The organism is Burkholderia anthina (assembly GCF_001547525.1).
In the GTDB taxonomy this organism is placed as follows: domain Bacteria; phylum Pseudomonadota; class Gammaproteobacteria; order Burkholderiales; family Burkholderiaceae; genus Burkholderia; species Burkholderia semiarida.
Genome location: NZ_LNJP01000003.1, coordinates 1,803,655 through 1,818,830 on the forward strand (window position 1 = coordinate 1,803,655; position 15,176 = coordinate 1,818,830).

The 15,176-nt window shown below is 67.9% G+C and carries 12 protein-coding genes and 1 pseudogene; 7 read left to right on the forward strand and 6 right to left on the reverse strand.

Features of this window, described 5'->3' with window-relative positions; translation table 11 throughout:
• Positions 1-745 precede the first annotated feature (745 nt).
• The 4 genes from WS64_RS27995 to WS64_RS28010 all read right to left on the reverse strand — a co-directional run bounded on the left by WS64_RS27995 (position 746) and on the right by WS64_RS28010 (position 3,461).
• On the reverse strand, positions 746-1,648 hold the full coding sequence (locus WS64_RS27995; protein ID WP_059575437.1) for a hypothetical protein: 903 nt from the start codon (positions 1,646-1,648) through the stop codon (positions 746-748).
• Between the two features lie 95 nt (positions 1,649-1,743).
• Positions 1,744-1,962 (reverse strand): hypothetical protein, encoded by a 219-nt coding sequence (locus WS64_RS28000; protein ID WP_006480563.1) that lies wholly within the window; start codon positions 1,960-1,962, stop codon positions 1,744-1,746.
• 232 nt (positions 1,963-2,194) lie between these two features.
• Complete coding sequence (locus WS64_RS28005; RefSeq protein WP_060968372.1) at positions 2,195-2,845, reverse strand: NADPH-dependent FMN reductase; 651 nt, start codon at positions 2,843-2,845, stop codon at positions 2,195-2,197.
• Positions 2,846-3,155: 310 nt separating this feature from the next.
• Positions 3,156-3,461 (reverse strand): NIPSNAP family protein, encoded by a 306-nt coding sequence (locus WS64_RS28010; protein WP_059575435.1) that lies wholly within the window; start codon positions 3,459-3,461, stop codon positions 3,156-3,158.
• A 279-nt stretch (positions 3,462-3,740) separates the two neighbouring features.
• Between WS64_RS28010 and WS64_RS28015 the strand changes: the two genes are divergently transcribed.
• Positions 3,741-4,529: a GNAT family N-acetyltransferase gene (locus WS64_RS28015; protein ID WP_060968373.1), complete on the forward strand. Its 789-nt coding sequence runs from the start codon at positions 3,741-3,743 to the stop codon at positions 4,527-4,529.
• A 165-nt stretch (positions 4,530-4,694) separates the two neighbouring features.
• On the opposite strand, the gene WS64_RS28020 is transcribed toward WS64_RS28015, so the two are convergent.
• Both WS64_RS28020 and WS64_RS28025 read right to left on the reverse strand, forming a co-directional pair.
• A complete protein-coding gene (locus WS64_RS28020; RefSeq protein WP_060968374.1) occupies positions 4,695-6,050 on the reverse strand; it encodes a DUF3999 domain-containing protein in 1,356 nt (451 codons plus the stop codon).
• Positions 6,047-9,412 (reverse strand): DUF2339 domain-containing protein, encoded by a 3,366-nt coding sequence (locus WS64_RS28025; protein WP_060968375.1) that lies wholly within the window; start codon positions 9,410-9,412, stop codon positions 6,047-6,049. The genes WS64_RS28020 and WS64_RS28025 overlap by 4 nt, the downstream gene beginning before the upstream one ends.
• A gap of 329 nt (positions 9,413-9,741) precedes the next feature.
• On the opposite strand from WS64_RS28025, the pseudogene WS64_RS28030 reads away from it, so the two are divergent.
• From WS64_RS28030 to WS64_RS28050, 6 genes and pseudogenes are all read left to right on the forward strand, one after another.
• A pseudogene (locus tag WS64_RS28030) lies at positions 9,742-11,188 on the forward strand (quaternary amine ABC transporter ATP-binding protein); the annotation flags it as partial.
• Positions 11,181-12,077, forward strand: a complete 897-nt coding sequence (gene choW / locus WS64_RS28035) for a choline ABC transporter permease subunit (protein ID WP_060968376.1) — start codon at positions 11,181-11,183, stop codon at positions 12,075-12,077. The pseudogene WS64_RS28030 and the gene choW, both read left to right, overlap by 8 nt.
• A gap of 107 nt (positions 12,078-12,184) precedes the next feature.
• A complete protein-coding gene (locus WS64_RS28040) occupies positions 12,185-13,183 on the forward strand; it encodes a GlxA family transcriptional regulator (RefSeq protein ID WP_059643769.1) in 999 nt (332 codons plus the stop codon).
• A 104-nt stretch (positions 13,184-13,287) separates the two neighbouring features.
• Positions 13,288-14,235, forward strand: a complete 948-nt coding sequence (locus WS64_RS28045) for a choline ABC transporter substrate-binding protein (protein WP_050012220.1) — start codon at positions 13,288-13,290, stop codon at positions 14,233-14,235.
• 187 nt (positions 14,236-14,422) lie between these two features.
• Positions 14,423-14,551, forward strand: coding sequence for a hypothetical protein (locus WS64_RS35550; protein WP_264168444.1), 129 nt, complete (start codon positions 14,423-14,425; stop codon positions 14,549-14,551).
• Positions 14,548-15,174, forward strand: a complete 627-nt coding sequence (locus WS64_RS28050; RefSeq protein ID WP_059575420.1) for a trimeric intracellular cation channel family protein — start codon at positions 14,548-14,550, stop codon at positions 15,172-15,174. The genes WS64_RS35550 and WS64_RS28050 overlap by 4 nt, the downstream gene beginning before the upstream one ends.
• Positions 15,175-15,176: the final 2 nt, after the last annotated feature.

Here is a 15,176-nt window from a genome sequence, read left to right on the forward strand (position 1 = left end):
AATGCTTCGAGTATGGTTTGAATTCTGCGGCCGAGATTCTGGTTTTCCTATAAAAATCAATATGTTGATGCGGTTTTGTGCGGTGGATGACACACTCGGTCTAGTCAAAAGTAAGACAAATGAAATAGCAAACGTTTGCGCGTCGCCTGATTCTTTCATGTTTATAATGTTGTCTGGGTTGCGATGAGATAATGCGCTAGCCGAATTATTAACTTGTTAATATTTTGGCTTTTATTGAATTTTTGTTTTAGTGTGAAGATTATCAAGCAGTCAAATTAATCTGATTCGAGGTGCATTTGATTGTGCTGATGTGCGCATTCCGTCCGGCGCCGGGGCCCGTATGACGGGCGTTCCGGGCCGTCCGGCCGTCGAAGTTGTAAAAAATTGCTACGGAACGCCCAAATGAAACAATCTGCGCCGATTTATCGGATTTGTCCTATTGACGATCGCGTTGACATCGGCGTTATCGCGGAATCGGCGCGTATGCCAGAGGTTGAGCGGGCGCACTCATGAGGGGTGTTTCGCGGGGTGTCGACGGGGCGGCACAGACCGTGGGTCTGCGTCCAGTCGGAGGGGGCCGAAATGTCAGATTCGGATGCGGCAATTTGTCCGCCACGCCGCCGCGGGCCCGGCGCGGCAAAATGAAAAAAGGGAGGGATCGAATGTATCGGGCGCGCCACATTCGGCCCACGAGCGTGGGCCGAATGGGCCAGCCTGCCGCATGACCCGCGGCAAGCTTCCGGCTTTACTTCTTCAGAAACCGCAGCGCGAACCGCGCCATCCGCGGCACGAACATCGGGCGCAGCAGGCGCTTGTCGTAACCGGCCATGCGCCGGTCGTTTTCCACGAGACACAGCTCGATCAGCTCGCGCGGGTTCAGCGCATCGCCGATGTCGGCGGTGCCCGTCGCCGGAAAGTTCGCGTCACGCGCGGCGCCGTCGGCATCGATGCCGCGCGCGATGCTCATGCGATCGCGGATCAGCTGCACCCACACGGCCGCCACGCGTGCGAAGAACCACGGCCGGCGCCACCACGGCATCGTGCGCCAGTACCATGCGTACCAGTTCACGAAGAACAGGATGTGGCGGCCTTCTTCCTGGATCACGGGCTCGAAGGTCTCGACCAGTTCGGGCGGGAAATAGCCGGAGCGCTGCGCGGAGCGGAACAGGCCGAACGCGAAAAAGCTGTCGATGCACTCGCTGAAGCCCGTCATCATCCACGACCATTCGGGATCTTTCGGCGCGGGGTAGGCCGGCTCGGGCGCGAGGCGGATGCCGTACGCCTCGACGAGCTTCGACAGCACGACCTTGTGGCGGGCTTCCTCGCCGCCGTCCATCTCGAGCGCGCGGCGCAGCAGCGGATCGTCGACCGTCGCGGCGTAGGTCGCCACGCGGATCGACGCGCGGCCTTCGGTTTGCACCGCGATGTCCCAGATCGGCAGCGACGTGAGCCGCCTGAGCTCGGCCGGCTGGAGCGCCGGCCAGTCGATCACGGCCGGCTTGTACGGGTTGTGTGTGTCGAGCAGCATCCGACAGAACATCTGCTTGTGCGCATCGGAACCGATCCGGACCGGGCCTTGGGCCTCGAAGGTCCAGTTGCGCATTGCGTGATCTGCGGCTGCATGCTCTTCCTGCAGCGTGTCGGTCATGGCTATTGTTATGCGATTACGGATCGAAAGATTCTTGCACAGCTTCCGTCATCGCGTATTTTCGAGCGGCCATGTGCACGCCGGCCCCGCGCATGTCACGCGTTCGTGTCGACCCAGAGGCGGCCCCAGCGCGATGCGTACGCGAGGGCGTGCTCTTCCTCGAAGAAGAAATCGATTGCGTCGAACGACACGGAGCGCGGCGACGGGCCGCCGCTCGCGCGTTCGATCGTCAGGTTGGCGGCGAACAGCCCGTTCGGCAACCGGGCGGCAGCGGGAGCGACTTCATAGCCCTTGTAGCGGATCGTACGGTTCATGGCATGCGCGGAAAAAGTTCGGACTTTCAGCGTACGCAAACCCGCCGGTCGGGTGAACCAATCTTTCGGCCAATGCAAATGACGCGGCGGGCTGAATCGTTATCGGGGCGGGACGCGGAACGGTGTTGTCGGGAGCCGGGACGACGCGCCCGCATGTCGGCACGCGTCGGAAGACGCGCCGCGCGCCCTCGTCGAATCCTGTCGAGCGAGGGCGCGCGGCGGAATGCGGGGATTACTGGTTGGCGACCTTCAGCACGGGGGCGAGCGCATCGACCGACGCCGCGTGCGAGGCCGCCCGATGCGACGCGAACGCGAGCGCGAATTCGGCCGCTTGCGCGCCGACCGTCTCGAGTTGCGCGACGACCTTCGGATCCGAGCAGCTGTCGGCGCTGTCGAAGCGCGTTTCCAGCGTGTTGACGGTCGCGCCGAACGGCGTCGGCCAGCCGCGCAGCGCATGGACGATCGAGCGCAGCGACGTCAGCACGGTGCCGGCCGCCTGCCAGCCGTAGGCGGTGACGATCAGGCCGACCGCGCGGCCGTCGAGATACGGGCGTTCGTCCGCGCGCAGCTCCTCGAGCGTGTCGAGTGCGTTCTTCACGAGGCCGGACACGCCGCCGTGATAGCCGGGCGTCGCGATGATGATCGCGTCGGCCTGGCGCACGGCGTCGATCAGCTCGCGCTGCGCGTCGGTCAGCGTTTTGTGTTCGGGGGCGTAGTGCGGCAGCGTGTGCAGAAACGGGCCGTCGAACAGGCGCGTGCGCGCGCCGGCGGCCTGCGCGCCGCGCAGGGCGAACGACAGTGCGCGTTCGGTGGACGACGCGGCCCGGGTGGTACCGCCGATGCCGACGACGAACGGGCGGCGGTGTTGATCGAATGCAGTCAAGGGGCGCTCCTGGGAGTGGCTTGCCCGGCTAAGCACAGGCTTAAAACCAGATGGTAACGACCGCGTCGCCACTCTGAAAACGACTTTTCGTTCTATCGATATGCCGCGTGGCGGGGCAATCGTGTGCGCGGCCGCGCAGATCGATAGCAGAAATGCTTGGTTGGGACGGTGCACCACGGTCGATAAGATGGGTGCGTCTCCTCCATGATGTCTCTACTGACATGGGTTGGCCCCGCCACGCGGATGCGGCGGGGCTTTTTTTCGTCCTCGGCCGGAAAACGGGGCCCGATGCGTGCCGCGGCGTGGCCCGTTACGCGAACACTGGCCGGAAGAAGCTGCGCTCGTAGCTGACGATGCAACGCGTGTCCTCCGCGTAGCGGAACGCGGCCTGGCAGGCCGGATCGTCCTTCGAGCGTTCGCGGTAGCGCTCGTAGTCGGCGAGGCTCGGGAACGAGAACATCGCCAGCGCGATGTTGCTCGCGCCTTCGGATGGCAGGAAATAGCCGTGATGCGTGCCGCCGAACCGTTCGACGAGCGGAATCCACATCTTGCCGTAGGTCTCGAATTCGACGAGTTTGTACGGGTCGACGACGTAGCGAAGGAAGCAGGTGATCATGGGCGCTCGCGATGCAGTGGCGGAGCCGCGAGTCTGGAGCGCGGGGCGGCACGTGTCAACGGCGTGCACGCCGGCGTCGGTTTCATTGCTTGATGCGTTGCTTGCGCGAGCAACGATCGGCACTTCGATGTGTTCGCCATGACGTGCGCATGGCCTCGAAATACACCGTACTCGCCACCTCCGCCAGCCGCGCTACCCGTGGATTTTTACGACATTTTTTCTTGCGACGGCGACCGGCGCGCTCCTAGACTTCGGGCATCTTCACCACGGAGCATGGCCATGTCGATACCCTGGAACGCGATCGCCGAACCCGCCCCTGCCGCGCCGCTTTCCGTGGGCGCCGATCGGGTGATCGTCCGGCGCTTCGATCCGGCAATCGACAGCTACGCACAACTCACGCCGATGCTGCACCGTGCGTTCGCGCGCCTCGGTGCGATGGGGCTCAACTGCACGTGCGTCGATCAGGACGAAGACGTCACGCGCCGCCGCGCGGAAGCGGGCGAGTGCTACGTCGCCGTGCGCGGCGGGCGCGTCGTCGGCACGGCCACGCTGTATGCGACCGATCCGTCGTCGGCCTGTTCGCTATACCGCCGTGAAGGCGTCGCGAGCGTGCGCCAGGTGGCGGTGGACCCGGCTTGCCAGAGCCGCGGGATCGGCGCGTTGCTGCTGTCGTTCGCCGAGCAGTGGGCCGCGTCGCGCGGCTATGCGCTGCTCGCGCTGGATACGCCGCATCCCGCCGCGCACCTGTTGGCGTTCTACGGCGCGCAGGGTTTCGAGGTGGTCGACGTGATGCGCTTCGCCGGCAAGCGCTACGACAGCGCGATCCTGTGCAAGCGGCCCGTTGCACGCCCCGTGCGCCGCGTGTCGTCGGCGTCGCGGCTGGCTGCGCGCGTGGCGGCCGTGCGGCGTGTCCTGCATGCGTGGGCGCCGCGCATTGTCGTGTTGGCCCGGCGCGAGGCGGGTTTGCGTCGCGCCGGACGTTTCGCGGCGCGCCGCGCGGCCGGTGCGGCCAGTTGCCGGTCGTCGCCGTGGCGGCCGCGTCAGCACGGCCGCTTCGTGGCCCGATAGCGGCGGGCGGATTCCGGTTCGTGCCGTTCGCCCGTCACGTGGGCTTCACGCGAGGACGGGACGCGGGACGCTCGACCAATCGGCGCAATCACCCGTTCCGATGGCCAGGAGAACGAACCGGCTCGATGAACGGCGCGCCGGGCGGCACGCAACTGCTTGCGTATGTCACTCGTCGCTGCCGCGGGCGTCGCCGCCGCCTTTCGCAAGGCGCCACGCGATCGTGCCGAGCATGCCGACCGCCACCACCAGCGCGCCCCACAGCACGTAGCGGCGCGCGGCGTCCGTGCCGTCGTCGGCCACCGGCGCGACCGCCGACGCCGGCAGCGCCGCGCCGACGCGCGCGGGCCGTACTTCGGGCGCCATGCCGACCAGCAGTGCGTCGCGGCTCACGGCCGACGACCCGAGCGACGCGTCGCCGACGCCGAGCGTAAACGGCGGCGCGCCGCGCGCGACGAAGGTCAGCGCGGCCGGATGCCAGCCGATCGCGACGGCCGGCTGCCCGCCGCCGAGCCCGCCGTTGCGCATGTCGACGACGATTCGCCATGTGCGGTCCGTATTCGCGACGAACTCGAGCGGCGGATTGCGCTGCTCGCCGCCCTTGCCCTGCAGCCGGAACAGCACGGCGCCCGCGACGTCGCGCCACGGCGCCGGTGCATCGGCACGGCTTTGCAGCGTCGCGCGTGCGACGGTGTTCGGTTGCGGCAGGCCGATGCGCACGCGGTCGACCGGATACGCGCCATCGGTGTCGAACAGATACTCGCCCGGCGCACGGCCGGCGCGTACCCGCACGGCGTCGCGCCACTGACGCGGCGCGGATGCCGTATCGGCGCCGCGAGCGTCGCGCGGATGCGTCTCGACGTCGATCGACGCGATCGCAGGCGCGTCGTCGAGCCAGTCCAGCCGCAGGTAGCGCGGCGCGGCGCCGTCGAGCGCGATGCGCTCCTGCACCAGCATGTCGCTGCCGCGGCCTACCTTCAGCAACTGCGTGCTGCCGAGCGGCCGCCAACTGCGCAGGTCGTCGCTGGCTTCGACGGACACACGCCCCTGGTAGCTGTCGTCGCTCACGTGCACGAGCAGCGCATCGATGCTGCCGTCGGTATGCGACAGGTCGACGAGGTCCGCGCCGTGCGTGGTGCGCGAAGGCGTCGCGACGGCCGCGCGCAGCGCGCCGTCCGGGCCGACCGTCACGCCGAGCGGCGCGTTGGCGTTCCCCGCGCGGGCGGGCGGCAGCGGAAACCAGTGCACCGGCGTGCGGGACGGCGGCACGGCAGGCGCGGCGGCGGGCGCGTCGAGCGAGTACGGCACCGGTTCGCCCGCGCCGTTGAAGATGCGCACGTCGCCGAGATCGTCGCGCCGGCTCGCCGCATACACGGGTTGCGGCACGGTGAGCTGGTAGTACGCGGCGCTGCCGTCGAGGTCGAGCGCGAAGCGCTGCGCGACGCGGGCTGCGTTCGGTGCATCGCCGGCCGCCGCGAACGACGCGAACAGGCTCAGCCCGAGCAGGGCGGCGAGTCGTTTCATGGTTGGCCGTCCTGTTGCGCGGCTGCCTTCGGCGGCAGCGGCGAGAAATAGCCGATCAACAGCAGCAGCACGCCGATGCCGATGAACGACACGATGCGCTCGATGCCGGTGACATGCGACAGGTCGAACAGGAACAGCTTGACGACCGTGAGCGCGAGCAGCGCGGCGCCGACGAACCACAGCGGCCGCAACCCGCGGCGCGTGGCCCAGATCGCGATCGCGAGCGCGCAGACCGTCCAGTACACGGATACCGACGCCTGCACGAGCGTCGATTCGGCCATCGCGCGGAATTCATACGGCACGCCGGCCCAGTGATGCAGCGTGCGCAGCAGGATCGCGTTCAGCCACAGGAAGCCGGTCGCGCCGGCCGCACCCAGCAGCTCGACGCGGTACTTGCCGAACGACCAGCCGAGCTTGCGCGCGCGCACGAACCACGACGCGGCGAGCGCGTAGACGACCGCGAGCACGAGATCGAGCGGATTGAACAGCGGCACGCGCGCCCAGCTTCCGCCGTCGTGCGTGAAGTTCGCGTAGAACGTCCACGCCCACATCACGACGATCAGCGGCAGCGACGCGAACGCGCAGAGACGGGCGATGCCGTCGCGGCGCGTGAGCCACATCCCGGCGAACGCGAACAGGCTCCAGCCGACCATGAACACCTGCTGGACGCCGATCGACGAGACCACGGTGTCGACGTCGTAGCCCAGGTGGAAGCGGTGATGCAGCGTGCGCAGCATCAGCGCGTTGAACCACAGGAACACGGTCGCGATCGCCGCATAGTCGACGACGCGCGGATGCCACGCGATGCCGAGCGTTTTCAGGCGGCGCAGCCACGCGGCGAAGGCGACGAACACGAGACCCTGCGCGACGTCGAGCGGATTGAGTAGCGGCAGCCAGAAGAGCGGCGCTGCGTCGCCGTCGCTGACCGTGCTGGCGAGGCTCCACAGCCACAGCAGCGCGGCGAGCGGCGCGGCACCCCACACCTGGTACGCGCGCGGGAACGCCGCGACGGGCCAGCGCAGGCGCGAGCCGGGGCCCGACACGAGCAGGAGCAGCGCGCCGAAGCCGTATGCCCATGCGCTCCAGCTCCACGCGCCTTCGGGGACGAACGCGTGCAGGCGCCAGAAGCCTTCGAGCGAGAGCAGCCCGCACAGGGTCCAGAACGTCAGCGTATGCAGCGGCGCGAGGATGCCTGCTGCAACGGCCGGCGCCGCGTCGTTCGCGGCAGCGGCGCGGCCCGTGTCGCGCGACTGGCGCCACAGCAGCGCGAGCCCCGCACCGGCGGCCACCGGCCACGCGAACGCACCCATGCCCGACAGCGGCGCTTCGTGCGCATCGAACGCGCGCAGCGCGAGCAGCGCCAGCACCGGCGTGAGCGCGAGCGCGGGCCATTCGGCGAGCGGCCATGCGAGCCGGCGGCGTGCGACGTGCGCGAGCCACGCGGTACCGGCCGCGAACAGTGCGGTCGTATCGACGACGAAGCGATCGGCATGCAGGTCGACGTGGCGGCTTGCGTGGACCAGGATCTCGTGCAGCCCGCCGCTGACCCACCACAGCAGCCCCCACGCGGCGGCCGCGACACCGATCTCGGGCATCCATGCGTGCCATGCGCGTGCTTCGCCGCGCCCGTGCAGCCACCAGCCGGTGAACAGGCCGGCGAGCGCGATCAGCAGCATCGCGATGGTCGGGCCGTTGAGCACGGGCAGCGCGGTCGCGTCGGCCGGCGCGAGCAGGCTCGTGAAGAACGCGCCTGCCGCGGCGAGCTGCATCAGCAGCCCGAAGCCGAATGCGAGCAGGCGTTTCTGGCGCACGCCGAGCCACACGACGGCCGCGCCTTCGATGGCCCACGCGGCGCTGGTCGTCGGCCCCGAGAACGCGAGCGGCACCGCGAGCGTCGCGAAGATGACCGCGAGCGCGAGCATCGATTCGAACAGCAGCCCGAGGCGGTCGCGGCGCCGCGCGAGCCATGCGGCGACCGCGACGTAGAACGCCGACAGCGCGACCGCGCTCCACGCGAGCGCGAACGGCATGCCTTTCACGAGCGACGCCTGCAGCGCGGTCGCGACGATCGGCGTGCCGAACACGAGCGTGCCGTCCACGTAGTGCCGCAGCGCGAGTTCGCGTTTCACCGCATACAGCAGCGCGATACCGACATACATCAGGAAGAACAGGACGAGGAACGGCTCGGTGCTCGCGAACAGCGCGGTGCGATAGGCCGTCACGCCCCACGCGGAGCCGATCGTGAACGTGAACACGAAGCCGAGCAGGTTCAGCGGGCGCCAGGCCTTGAACCACGCGATCGCGAAAATGCCCGCGTTCAGCAGTGCGTAGTAGCTGAACAGCGCGACATGGTTGCCCTGGCCGGTCGACAGCAGGATCGGTGCGAGGAAGCCGCCCGCGCTGCCCATGAACGCGAGCGGCAGCGCGTTCTGCCGCACCGCGAGGAACGCGCTCAGCGCGCAGATCGCGACCATCAGCGGGAACGCGGCGCCGACGGGCAGCAGCGCATAAAGCTTGGTCGCGGCGAAGATCGTCAGGTACAGGATGCCGACGCCGCCGCCTTGCAGCACGAGACCGTATGCGGCGCGGCGCGCTCGCACGCGCCAGCCGATCGCGAGCAGCGTGGCCGCGGCGAGCGCTGTGCCCGCGAGGCGGAATTCGATCGGCAGCATGTCGTTGTCGGCCGCGTACTTGAGCAGGAACGCGACGCCGAAGAACAGCACGATGATCCCGACACGCACGACCGTGTTGCCGCCGAGCAGCCAGTCGCGCGCGGCGCCGAACGCGCGTTCGGCGATGCCGGGTTCGCGCGGCGCAGGCGGTTCGGGTCGGGCAGGGCGGCTCGCGGTGGCGGGCGCGCTGGCGGTGGTGTGGGCGTGAGCGGATGCAGTGGCGGTGCGTGCCGTGGTTGCCGCTGCGGGTGCCGGCGTCGAAGCCGATGCCGGTGTGTCGACCCGTGCGGTGGCAGATCGTTGGGCGGGAGTGGCCGGAACGTGGGCGGGTAGCGGCGTGGAGGCACCGGCCGACGCCGTTTGCGCGAGGCCGCCGGAGGTCGCCGCGCCGACCTTCGCGCCCGCCAGTTGCGCGCGCAGCGAATCGAGTTCGCGCGTGAGCGTGTCGACGGTGGCTTCGAGGCGCGCGACGCGATCGGCGAGCGGTAACGGGGTGGGAGGCGGCGCCGCGGAGATCGCGAATGAATCGGGCGCGGCGGGCGCGTGACGGAGCTTGCTTTGCCGCAGCGCATGCCCGACGCAGAACCCGACGGCGGCCCCGAGCAGCGAGCCGCTTCCGGCCGAGAAATCCCCGATCAAGGCGGCGATGCCGCCCACGATGAAGCCGATTACGGCGAATGCCCAGTTCAACGCCTTGCTCCCTCTCACTATCGTTATCGTCCTTCGATCGCGGATCGCACCGGATCGAGGCGGTTTCAGCACGGCCGGCAGGCGAACCGGCATGCGCGAGTCGTACGGCCGGGCCCTCGTGCGAAAGGCCCGCGACGGCGTCGCGATTGGCGTGTTTGCGGGCAATGTATCACAGCGCGCATGCTGCGATTTGCGGGGTTGGCGTGGTATCGCGGCGTGCGCCGTACGGTGTCGCCATCCGGCTTTCTGCACGGTCATGCTTTTTACTGACGAATGCAGTGCGCGTTTTCGTCTGAGCGAATCGACGCCGGAACGGACGTGAACTTGTCGCAAAACGACGCGTGCCCGATGCGCGCTGGCGCAAAACCTCATGTGATGCGCGCCGCGTTGCTGCGCACAAGTCCGGCGCGGAATGCCCGCCGTTGCGGGCCGTGCGCGTATTGCGCCGCCGCAATCGGCTGCGCGGCCCGCCGGGCGGGGCTGCGGGCCGTGTCGTATTTGCGCAAGCGTTTGTCGTAATTCGTCGGCAGGTCGGGGTTTTTTCTGGCAACTATGTAGGCACGCTATGACAAGCGCGAGTCCCCGCTACACGAGGAGAAGGTTTCGATGGATGCCCCCAAGGTTGTGGTCGAAGGTCTGTGCAAGGTGTTTGGAAGCAATCCCCAGCAGGCGCTCGACATGCTCGCCGCCGGCGCGACGAAGGACGATGTGCTCAAGCGCACCGGTCAGGTCGTCGGCGTGCACAACGTCTCCTTCGATGTGCAGGAAGGCGAAATTTTCGTGCTGATGGGCCTGTCCGGCTCCGGCAAGTCCACGCTGATCCGCCTCGTGAACCGGCTGGTCGATCCGAGCGCCGGCAAGGTGCTGATCGACGGGCTCGACGTCGCGTCGGCGCGCCGCTCGGCGCTGACCGCGCTGCGCCGCAAGGACATGAGCATGGTGTTCCAGTCGTTCGCGCTGATGCCGCATCGCACCGTCGTGTCGAATGCCGCGTTCGGCCTCGAAGTCGCGGGCATGGGCAAGAAGGAGCGCGAGCGCCGTGCGATGGAAGTGCTCGAGCAGGTCGGCCTCGCACCGTTCTCGCACAAACTGCCGTCCGAGCTGTCGGGCGGCATGCAGCAGCGCGTCGGCCTCGCCCGCGCGCTCGCCGTGAACCCGTCGCTGATGATCATGGACGAGGCGTTCTCCGCACTCGATCCGCTCAAGCGCCGCGAAATGCAGGACGTGCTGCTGCAACTGCAGAAGGAGCAGCGCCGCACGATCATGTTCGTGTCGCACGATCTGGAGGAAGCGCTGCGCATCGGCAACCGCATCGCGATCATGGAAGGCGGCCGCCTCGTGCAGGTCGGCACGCCGCAGGACATCATCGCGAATCCGGCGGACGACTACGTGCGCGCGTTCTTCGACGGCATCGACACGAGCCGCTACCTCACCGCCGGCGACCTGATGCAGACGGGCGCCGTGCCGCTCGTGTCGAAGTGCGATGCCGCGAACGTCGCGGCGTCGCTGAACGGCAGCGCCGAATACGCGTTCGTGCTCGATGCCGCACGCAAGATTCGCGGCTTCGTCACGCGCGAGGCGCTCGGTCAGGACACGCCGTCGGTGCGGCCGATCGAAAGCATCCGGCGCGATGCGTCGCTCGAACATGTCGTCGCGCGCGTCGTCGCGAGCCCGAATGCATTGCCCGTCGTCGACGACGACGGCTGCTACTGCGGCTCGGTCGATCGTGCGCTCATCCTGAAGGCCATCACGCGTTCGCGAGGCTCCCATGTCTGAAATGATTCCGCTCGGTACCTGGGTCGACCAGTCCGTTCACTACCTGCTCGACCACGACGCGAAGACGTTCGACGCGATCGGTCAAGCGATCGAAGGGCTCGCCGCATTCGTCGAGCATGGCCTGCAGGCGATCCCGATGTGGCTGATGATGGCGATCTTCATCGGCGTCGGGCTGTGGCGGGTGGGCTGGCGCTTCGCGCTGTTCACGACCGCGTCGCTGCTGCTGATCTTCGCGACGGGCTTCTGGGACCAGACGGTCATCACGCTCGGCCTCACGCTGTCGTCGACGATCATCAGCCTCGTGCTCGGCATCCCGCTCGGGATCTGGGCCGCGAAGAGCAAGTGGGTGGCCGCGATCGTGCGTCCGATCCTCGACCTGATGCAGACGATGCCGGCCTTCGTCTACCTGATTCCGGCCGCGATGCTGTTCGGTCTCGGCCGCGTGCCGGGGATCCTGTCGACGGTGATCTTCGCGATGCCGCCGGCCGTGCGCCTCACGAGCCTCGGCATCCGCCACGTGAACCGCGAGATCGTCGAAGCCGGCCAGGCATTCGGCTGCACGCCGTGGCAACTGCTGTACAAGGTGCAGTTCCCGAACGCGCTGCCGTCGATCATGCAGGGTGTGAACCAGACGATCATGATGGCGCTGTCGATGGTGATCATCGCGTCGATGGTCGGCGCGGGCGGCCTCGGCAACGACGTGCTCGCGAGTATCCAGCGCCTCGACATCGGTCTCGGCTTCGAAAGCGGTCTGTCGGTCGTGCTGCTCGCGATCATTCTCGACCGCATCACCGAGAGCTTCGGCCGCGCGCCGGGCAACGCGAAGGCGCCGCTGTTCTCTGGCCTCAAGCAGCTCTTTCGCGTGAAGGCTTCGCCCGCGCAGGCCTGATCTCCGGCGGCCGGCAACGCGCCGGCCGCTCACCCTGAATGGATAACGGCTCCCGCGGCGCAAGCCGCGGGGCTGACCTTCTGCAACCTCCTCGCCAGGAGACCGATGTGACGTCCGCCGTCGCTGTCGCGCCCGCTGCCTGCGTTTCACCGGTTTCGTCCCTCGCCCATTTCGGCTTTCTGACGCTGCCGAACTTCTCGATGATCGCGTTCTCGAGCGCGGTCGAAGTGCTTCGGATGGCGAACTACGTCGGGCGGGCGGATCACTACAAATGGTCGATCTACTCGCTCGACGGCGCACCCGTGCATGCCAGCAACGGCATCGCGGTGCGGCCCACGCAGGCGCTCGACTACGACAACCTGCCCGACGTGATGATCGTGTGCGGCGGCATCCGCATCCGCGACGTGGTCGACGACGGCGCGCGCGATACGCTCACGGCGCTCGCCGAGCGCGGGCTGCCGCTCGGCGGCATCTGCACGGGCGCGTACGCGCTGATGTCGAGCGGGCTGCTCGACGGCTATCGCTGCACCGTGCACTGGGAGAACCTGTCCGCGCTGCATTCCGAATTTCCGCAGGTGGGTTTCGCCGACGAGTTGTTCGTCGTCGATCGCGACCGGCTGACCTGCACCGGCGGTACCGCGCCGCTCGACCTGATGCTGAACCTCGTCGGCATGCGGTTCGGCCAGCAACTGGCCGCGCAGGTCTCCGAACAGTTCATCCTCGAGCGCATCCGCAGCTCGACCGATACGCAGCCGATTCCCGTCGATGCGCGGGTCGGCTTCTCGCGCGCGGAGCTGATCGAGGTCGTGCGGCTGATGGAGGCGAACATCGAGGAGCCGCTGTCGCTGGAGGAACTCGCGCGGCTCGTGCGGTTGTCGCAGCGGCACCTGCAGCGCATGTTCAAGGTGTACCTGAACGTGTCGCCGACCCACTATTACCTGACGCTGCGCCTGAAGCGCGCACGCGACCTGCTGCGCACGACCGATGCGTCGATCGCGCGCGTGACGGCGGTCTGCGGCTTTCATTCGCCGTGTCATTTCAGCAAGGCATACCGCGCGCAGTTCGGCCATGCGCCGAGCTACGAGCGCCGGCTGCCGGGGCGCTGAGCCGGGGCAATCGGACGGTCCGCGACGTCGCCGGGATCGCGGCGCGCGGCTTCAACAAACGATCCCGCATTCAAGCAAACGACATCACTTTGAGGAGAAGTAAGATGAAGCGCCTATTGATCGCAGCGGTGTGCGGGATCGGGATGACCGCGCCGATGTCGGCCGTTTATGCGGCCGATCCGCCCGTGTGCAAGAACGTGCGCTTCGCCGATGTCGGCTGGTCCGACATCGCGGCGACCACGGGCCTCGCGTCGACGATGCTGCAGGGGCTCGGCTACAACCCGACGAAGACGATCGCGTCGGTGCCGATCACGTTCGCGGGGATCAAGAGCAAGCAGATCGACGTGTTCCTCGGCTACTGGTCGCCGACGATGGACCCGATCATCCAGCCGTTCACGAAGGCCGGCACGATCAAGGTGCTCGCGACGCCGAACCTCACCGGCGCGAAATACACGCTCGCGGTGCCCGACTACGTGTACCAGGGCGGCCTGAAGTCGTTCGCGGACATCCAGAAGTACGCGGACAAGCTCAACGGCAAGATCTACGGGATCGAACCGGGCAACGACGGCAATGCGCTGATCAAGAAGATGATCGACGGCAACCAGTTCGGCCTCGGCAAGTTCAAGCTGGTCGAGTCGAGCGAGGCCGGGATGCTGGTCGAGGTGAATCGCGCGATCCGCGACAAGCAGTGGATCGTGTTCCTCGGCTGGGAACCGCATCCGATGAACGTGCAGATGAAGATCGACTACCTGACCGGCGGCGACGACGTGTTCGGCCCGAACTACGGCGAAGCGAAAGTGCTGACGGCGACGCCGCCCGACTACGCGCAGCGCTGCCCGAACGTCGCGAAGTTCGTGTCGAACCTGCAGTTCACGACGGCGATCGAGAACCATGTGATGGTGCCGATCATGAACAAGCAGGACCCGAACAAGGCCGCCGCCGCGTGGCTGAAGGCGAACCCGGACGCGCTCGACAAGTGGCTGGCCGGCGTGACGACGATCGACGGCAAGCCGGGCCTGCCGGCGGTGAAGGCGTATCTCGGCGCGCATTGACGGTGACGTGTCGGGTTGGGCGGCCGCGGCGCGAAGCCTGACCTGAATGTTGAGCCGGCGCAAGCGGGGTGACCTGCTTGCGCCGGCTTTTTGCTGCCCGCTTCACGCTCGCGTCGATGGCCAGCGCAAGCCCGTTATTAGCGTGAACAGGCCCTATACTGCTCGATCCCCGATCGAGGAGACGGCAATGACCCGCAACCCGCTTGATGCATCCGGACGGCAACACGCGGCCGGCACGCGGCTGAATGGCGCGACCGCTTCGGCCGACGCAGGCTGTCACCGCGCGCTGCCGTACCGCGGCCAAACCTTCGCATGAAGCGCATCGAGCAAGTCGTGCTCGCGGCCGATCTCGCGGGCACGGCGGTGTTCGCGATCGAGGGCGCCAATGCGGCGATCGGCGCCGGACTCGACCTGTTCGGGGTGATGGTGCTGTCGCTCGTCGTCGCGCTCGGCGGCGGCGTGATTCGCGACCTGCTGATCGGCGCCCGCCCGCCGAGCGCCGTGAGCGACTGGCGTTATCCGGCGCTCGCGTTCGCGGCCGGGCTGTTCGCATTCGTGTTCCATGCGCGGGTCGCGTCGTTTTCGCCGTCGCTGCTGACGATGCTCGATGCGGCCGGCCTCGCGCTGTTCGCGGTCGCGGGGGCGGTGAAGGCGCTCGAATTCCGCGTGCCCCCGTTCATTGCCACGCTGATGGGCGCGGTGACCGGCTGCGGGGGCGGCGTCGTGCGCGATCTGCTGCTCGCGCGGATACCCGTCGTGCTGGTCACCGACATCTACGCGAGCGCGGCGCTGCTCGGCGCGGTCGTCGTCGTGCTGTGCCGGCGGCTCGGTTGCCCGCCCGTCGTCGCGGCCTTGCTGGGCGGGCTAGCGTGCTTCGCGCTGCGGATGGCGGCGGTGCGTTTCGGCTGGCAGTTGCCGAAAATCGCCGCGGGGGCGTAGGC

Bases quoted from the DNA above. Each gene is read 5' to 3' on its own strand.
- WS64_RS28000 (WP_006480563.1), bottom strand. From the start codon at position 1,962: ATGAACCGTACGATCCGCTACAAGGGCTATGAAGTCGCTCCCGCTGCC.
- WS64_RS28045 (WP_050012220.1), top strand. From the start codon at position 13,288: ATGAAGCGCCTATTGATCGCAGCGGTGTGCGGGATCGGGATGACCGCG.
- WS64_RS28015 (WP_060968373.1), top strand. From the start codon at position 3,741: ATGTCGATACCCTGGAACGCGATCGCCGAACCCGCCCCTGCCGCGCCG.
- WS64_RS28010 (WP_059575435.1), bottom strand. From the start codon at position 3,461: ATGATCACCTGCTTCCTTCGCTACGTCGTCGACCCGTACAAACTCGTC.
- WS64_RS27995 (WP_059575437.1), bottom strand. From the start codon at position 1,648: ATGACCGACACGCTGCAGGAAGAGCATGCAGCCGCAGATCACGCAATG.
- WS64_RS28020 (WP_060968374.1), bottom strand. From the start codon at position 6,050: ATGAAACGACTCGCCGCCCTGCTCGGGCTGAGCCTGTTCGCGTCGTTC.
- WS64_RS35550 (WP_264168444.1), top strand. From the start codon at position 14,423: ATGACCCGCAACCCGCTTGATGCATCCGGACGGCAACACGCGGCCGGC.
- choW (WP_060968376.1), top strand. From the start codon at position 11,181: ATGTCTGAAATGATTCCGCTCGGTACCTGGGTCGACCAGTCCGTTCAC.
- WS64_RS28050 (WP_059575420.1), top strand. From the start codon at position 14,548: ATGAAGCGCATCGAGCAAGTCGTGCTCGCGGCCGATCTCGCGGGCACG.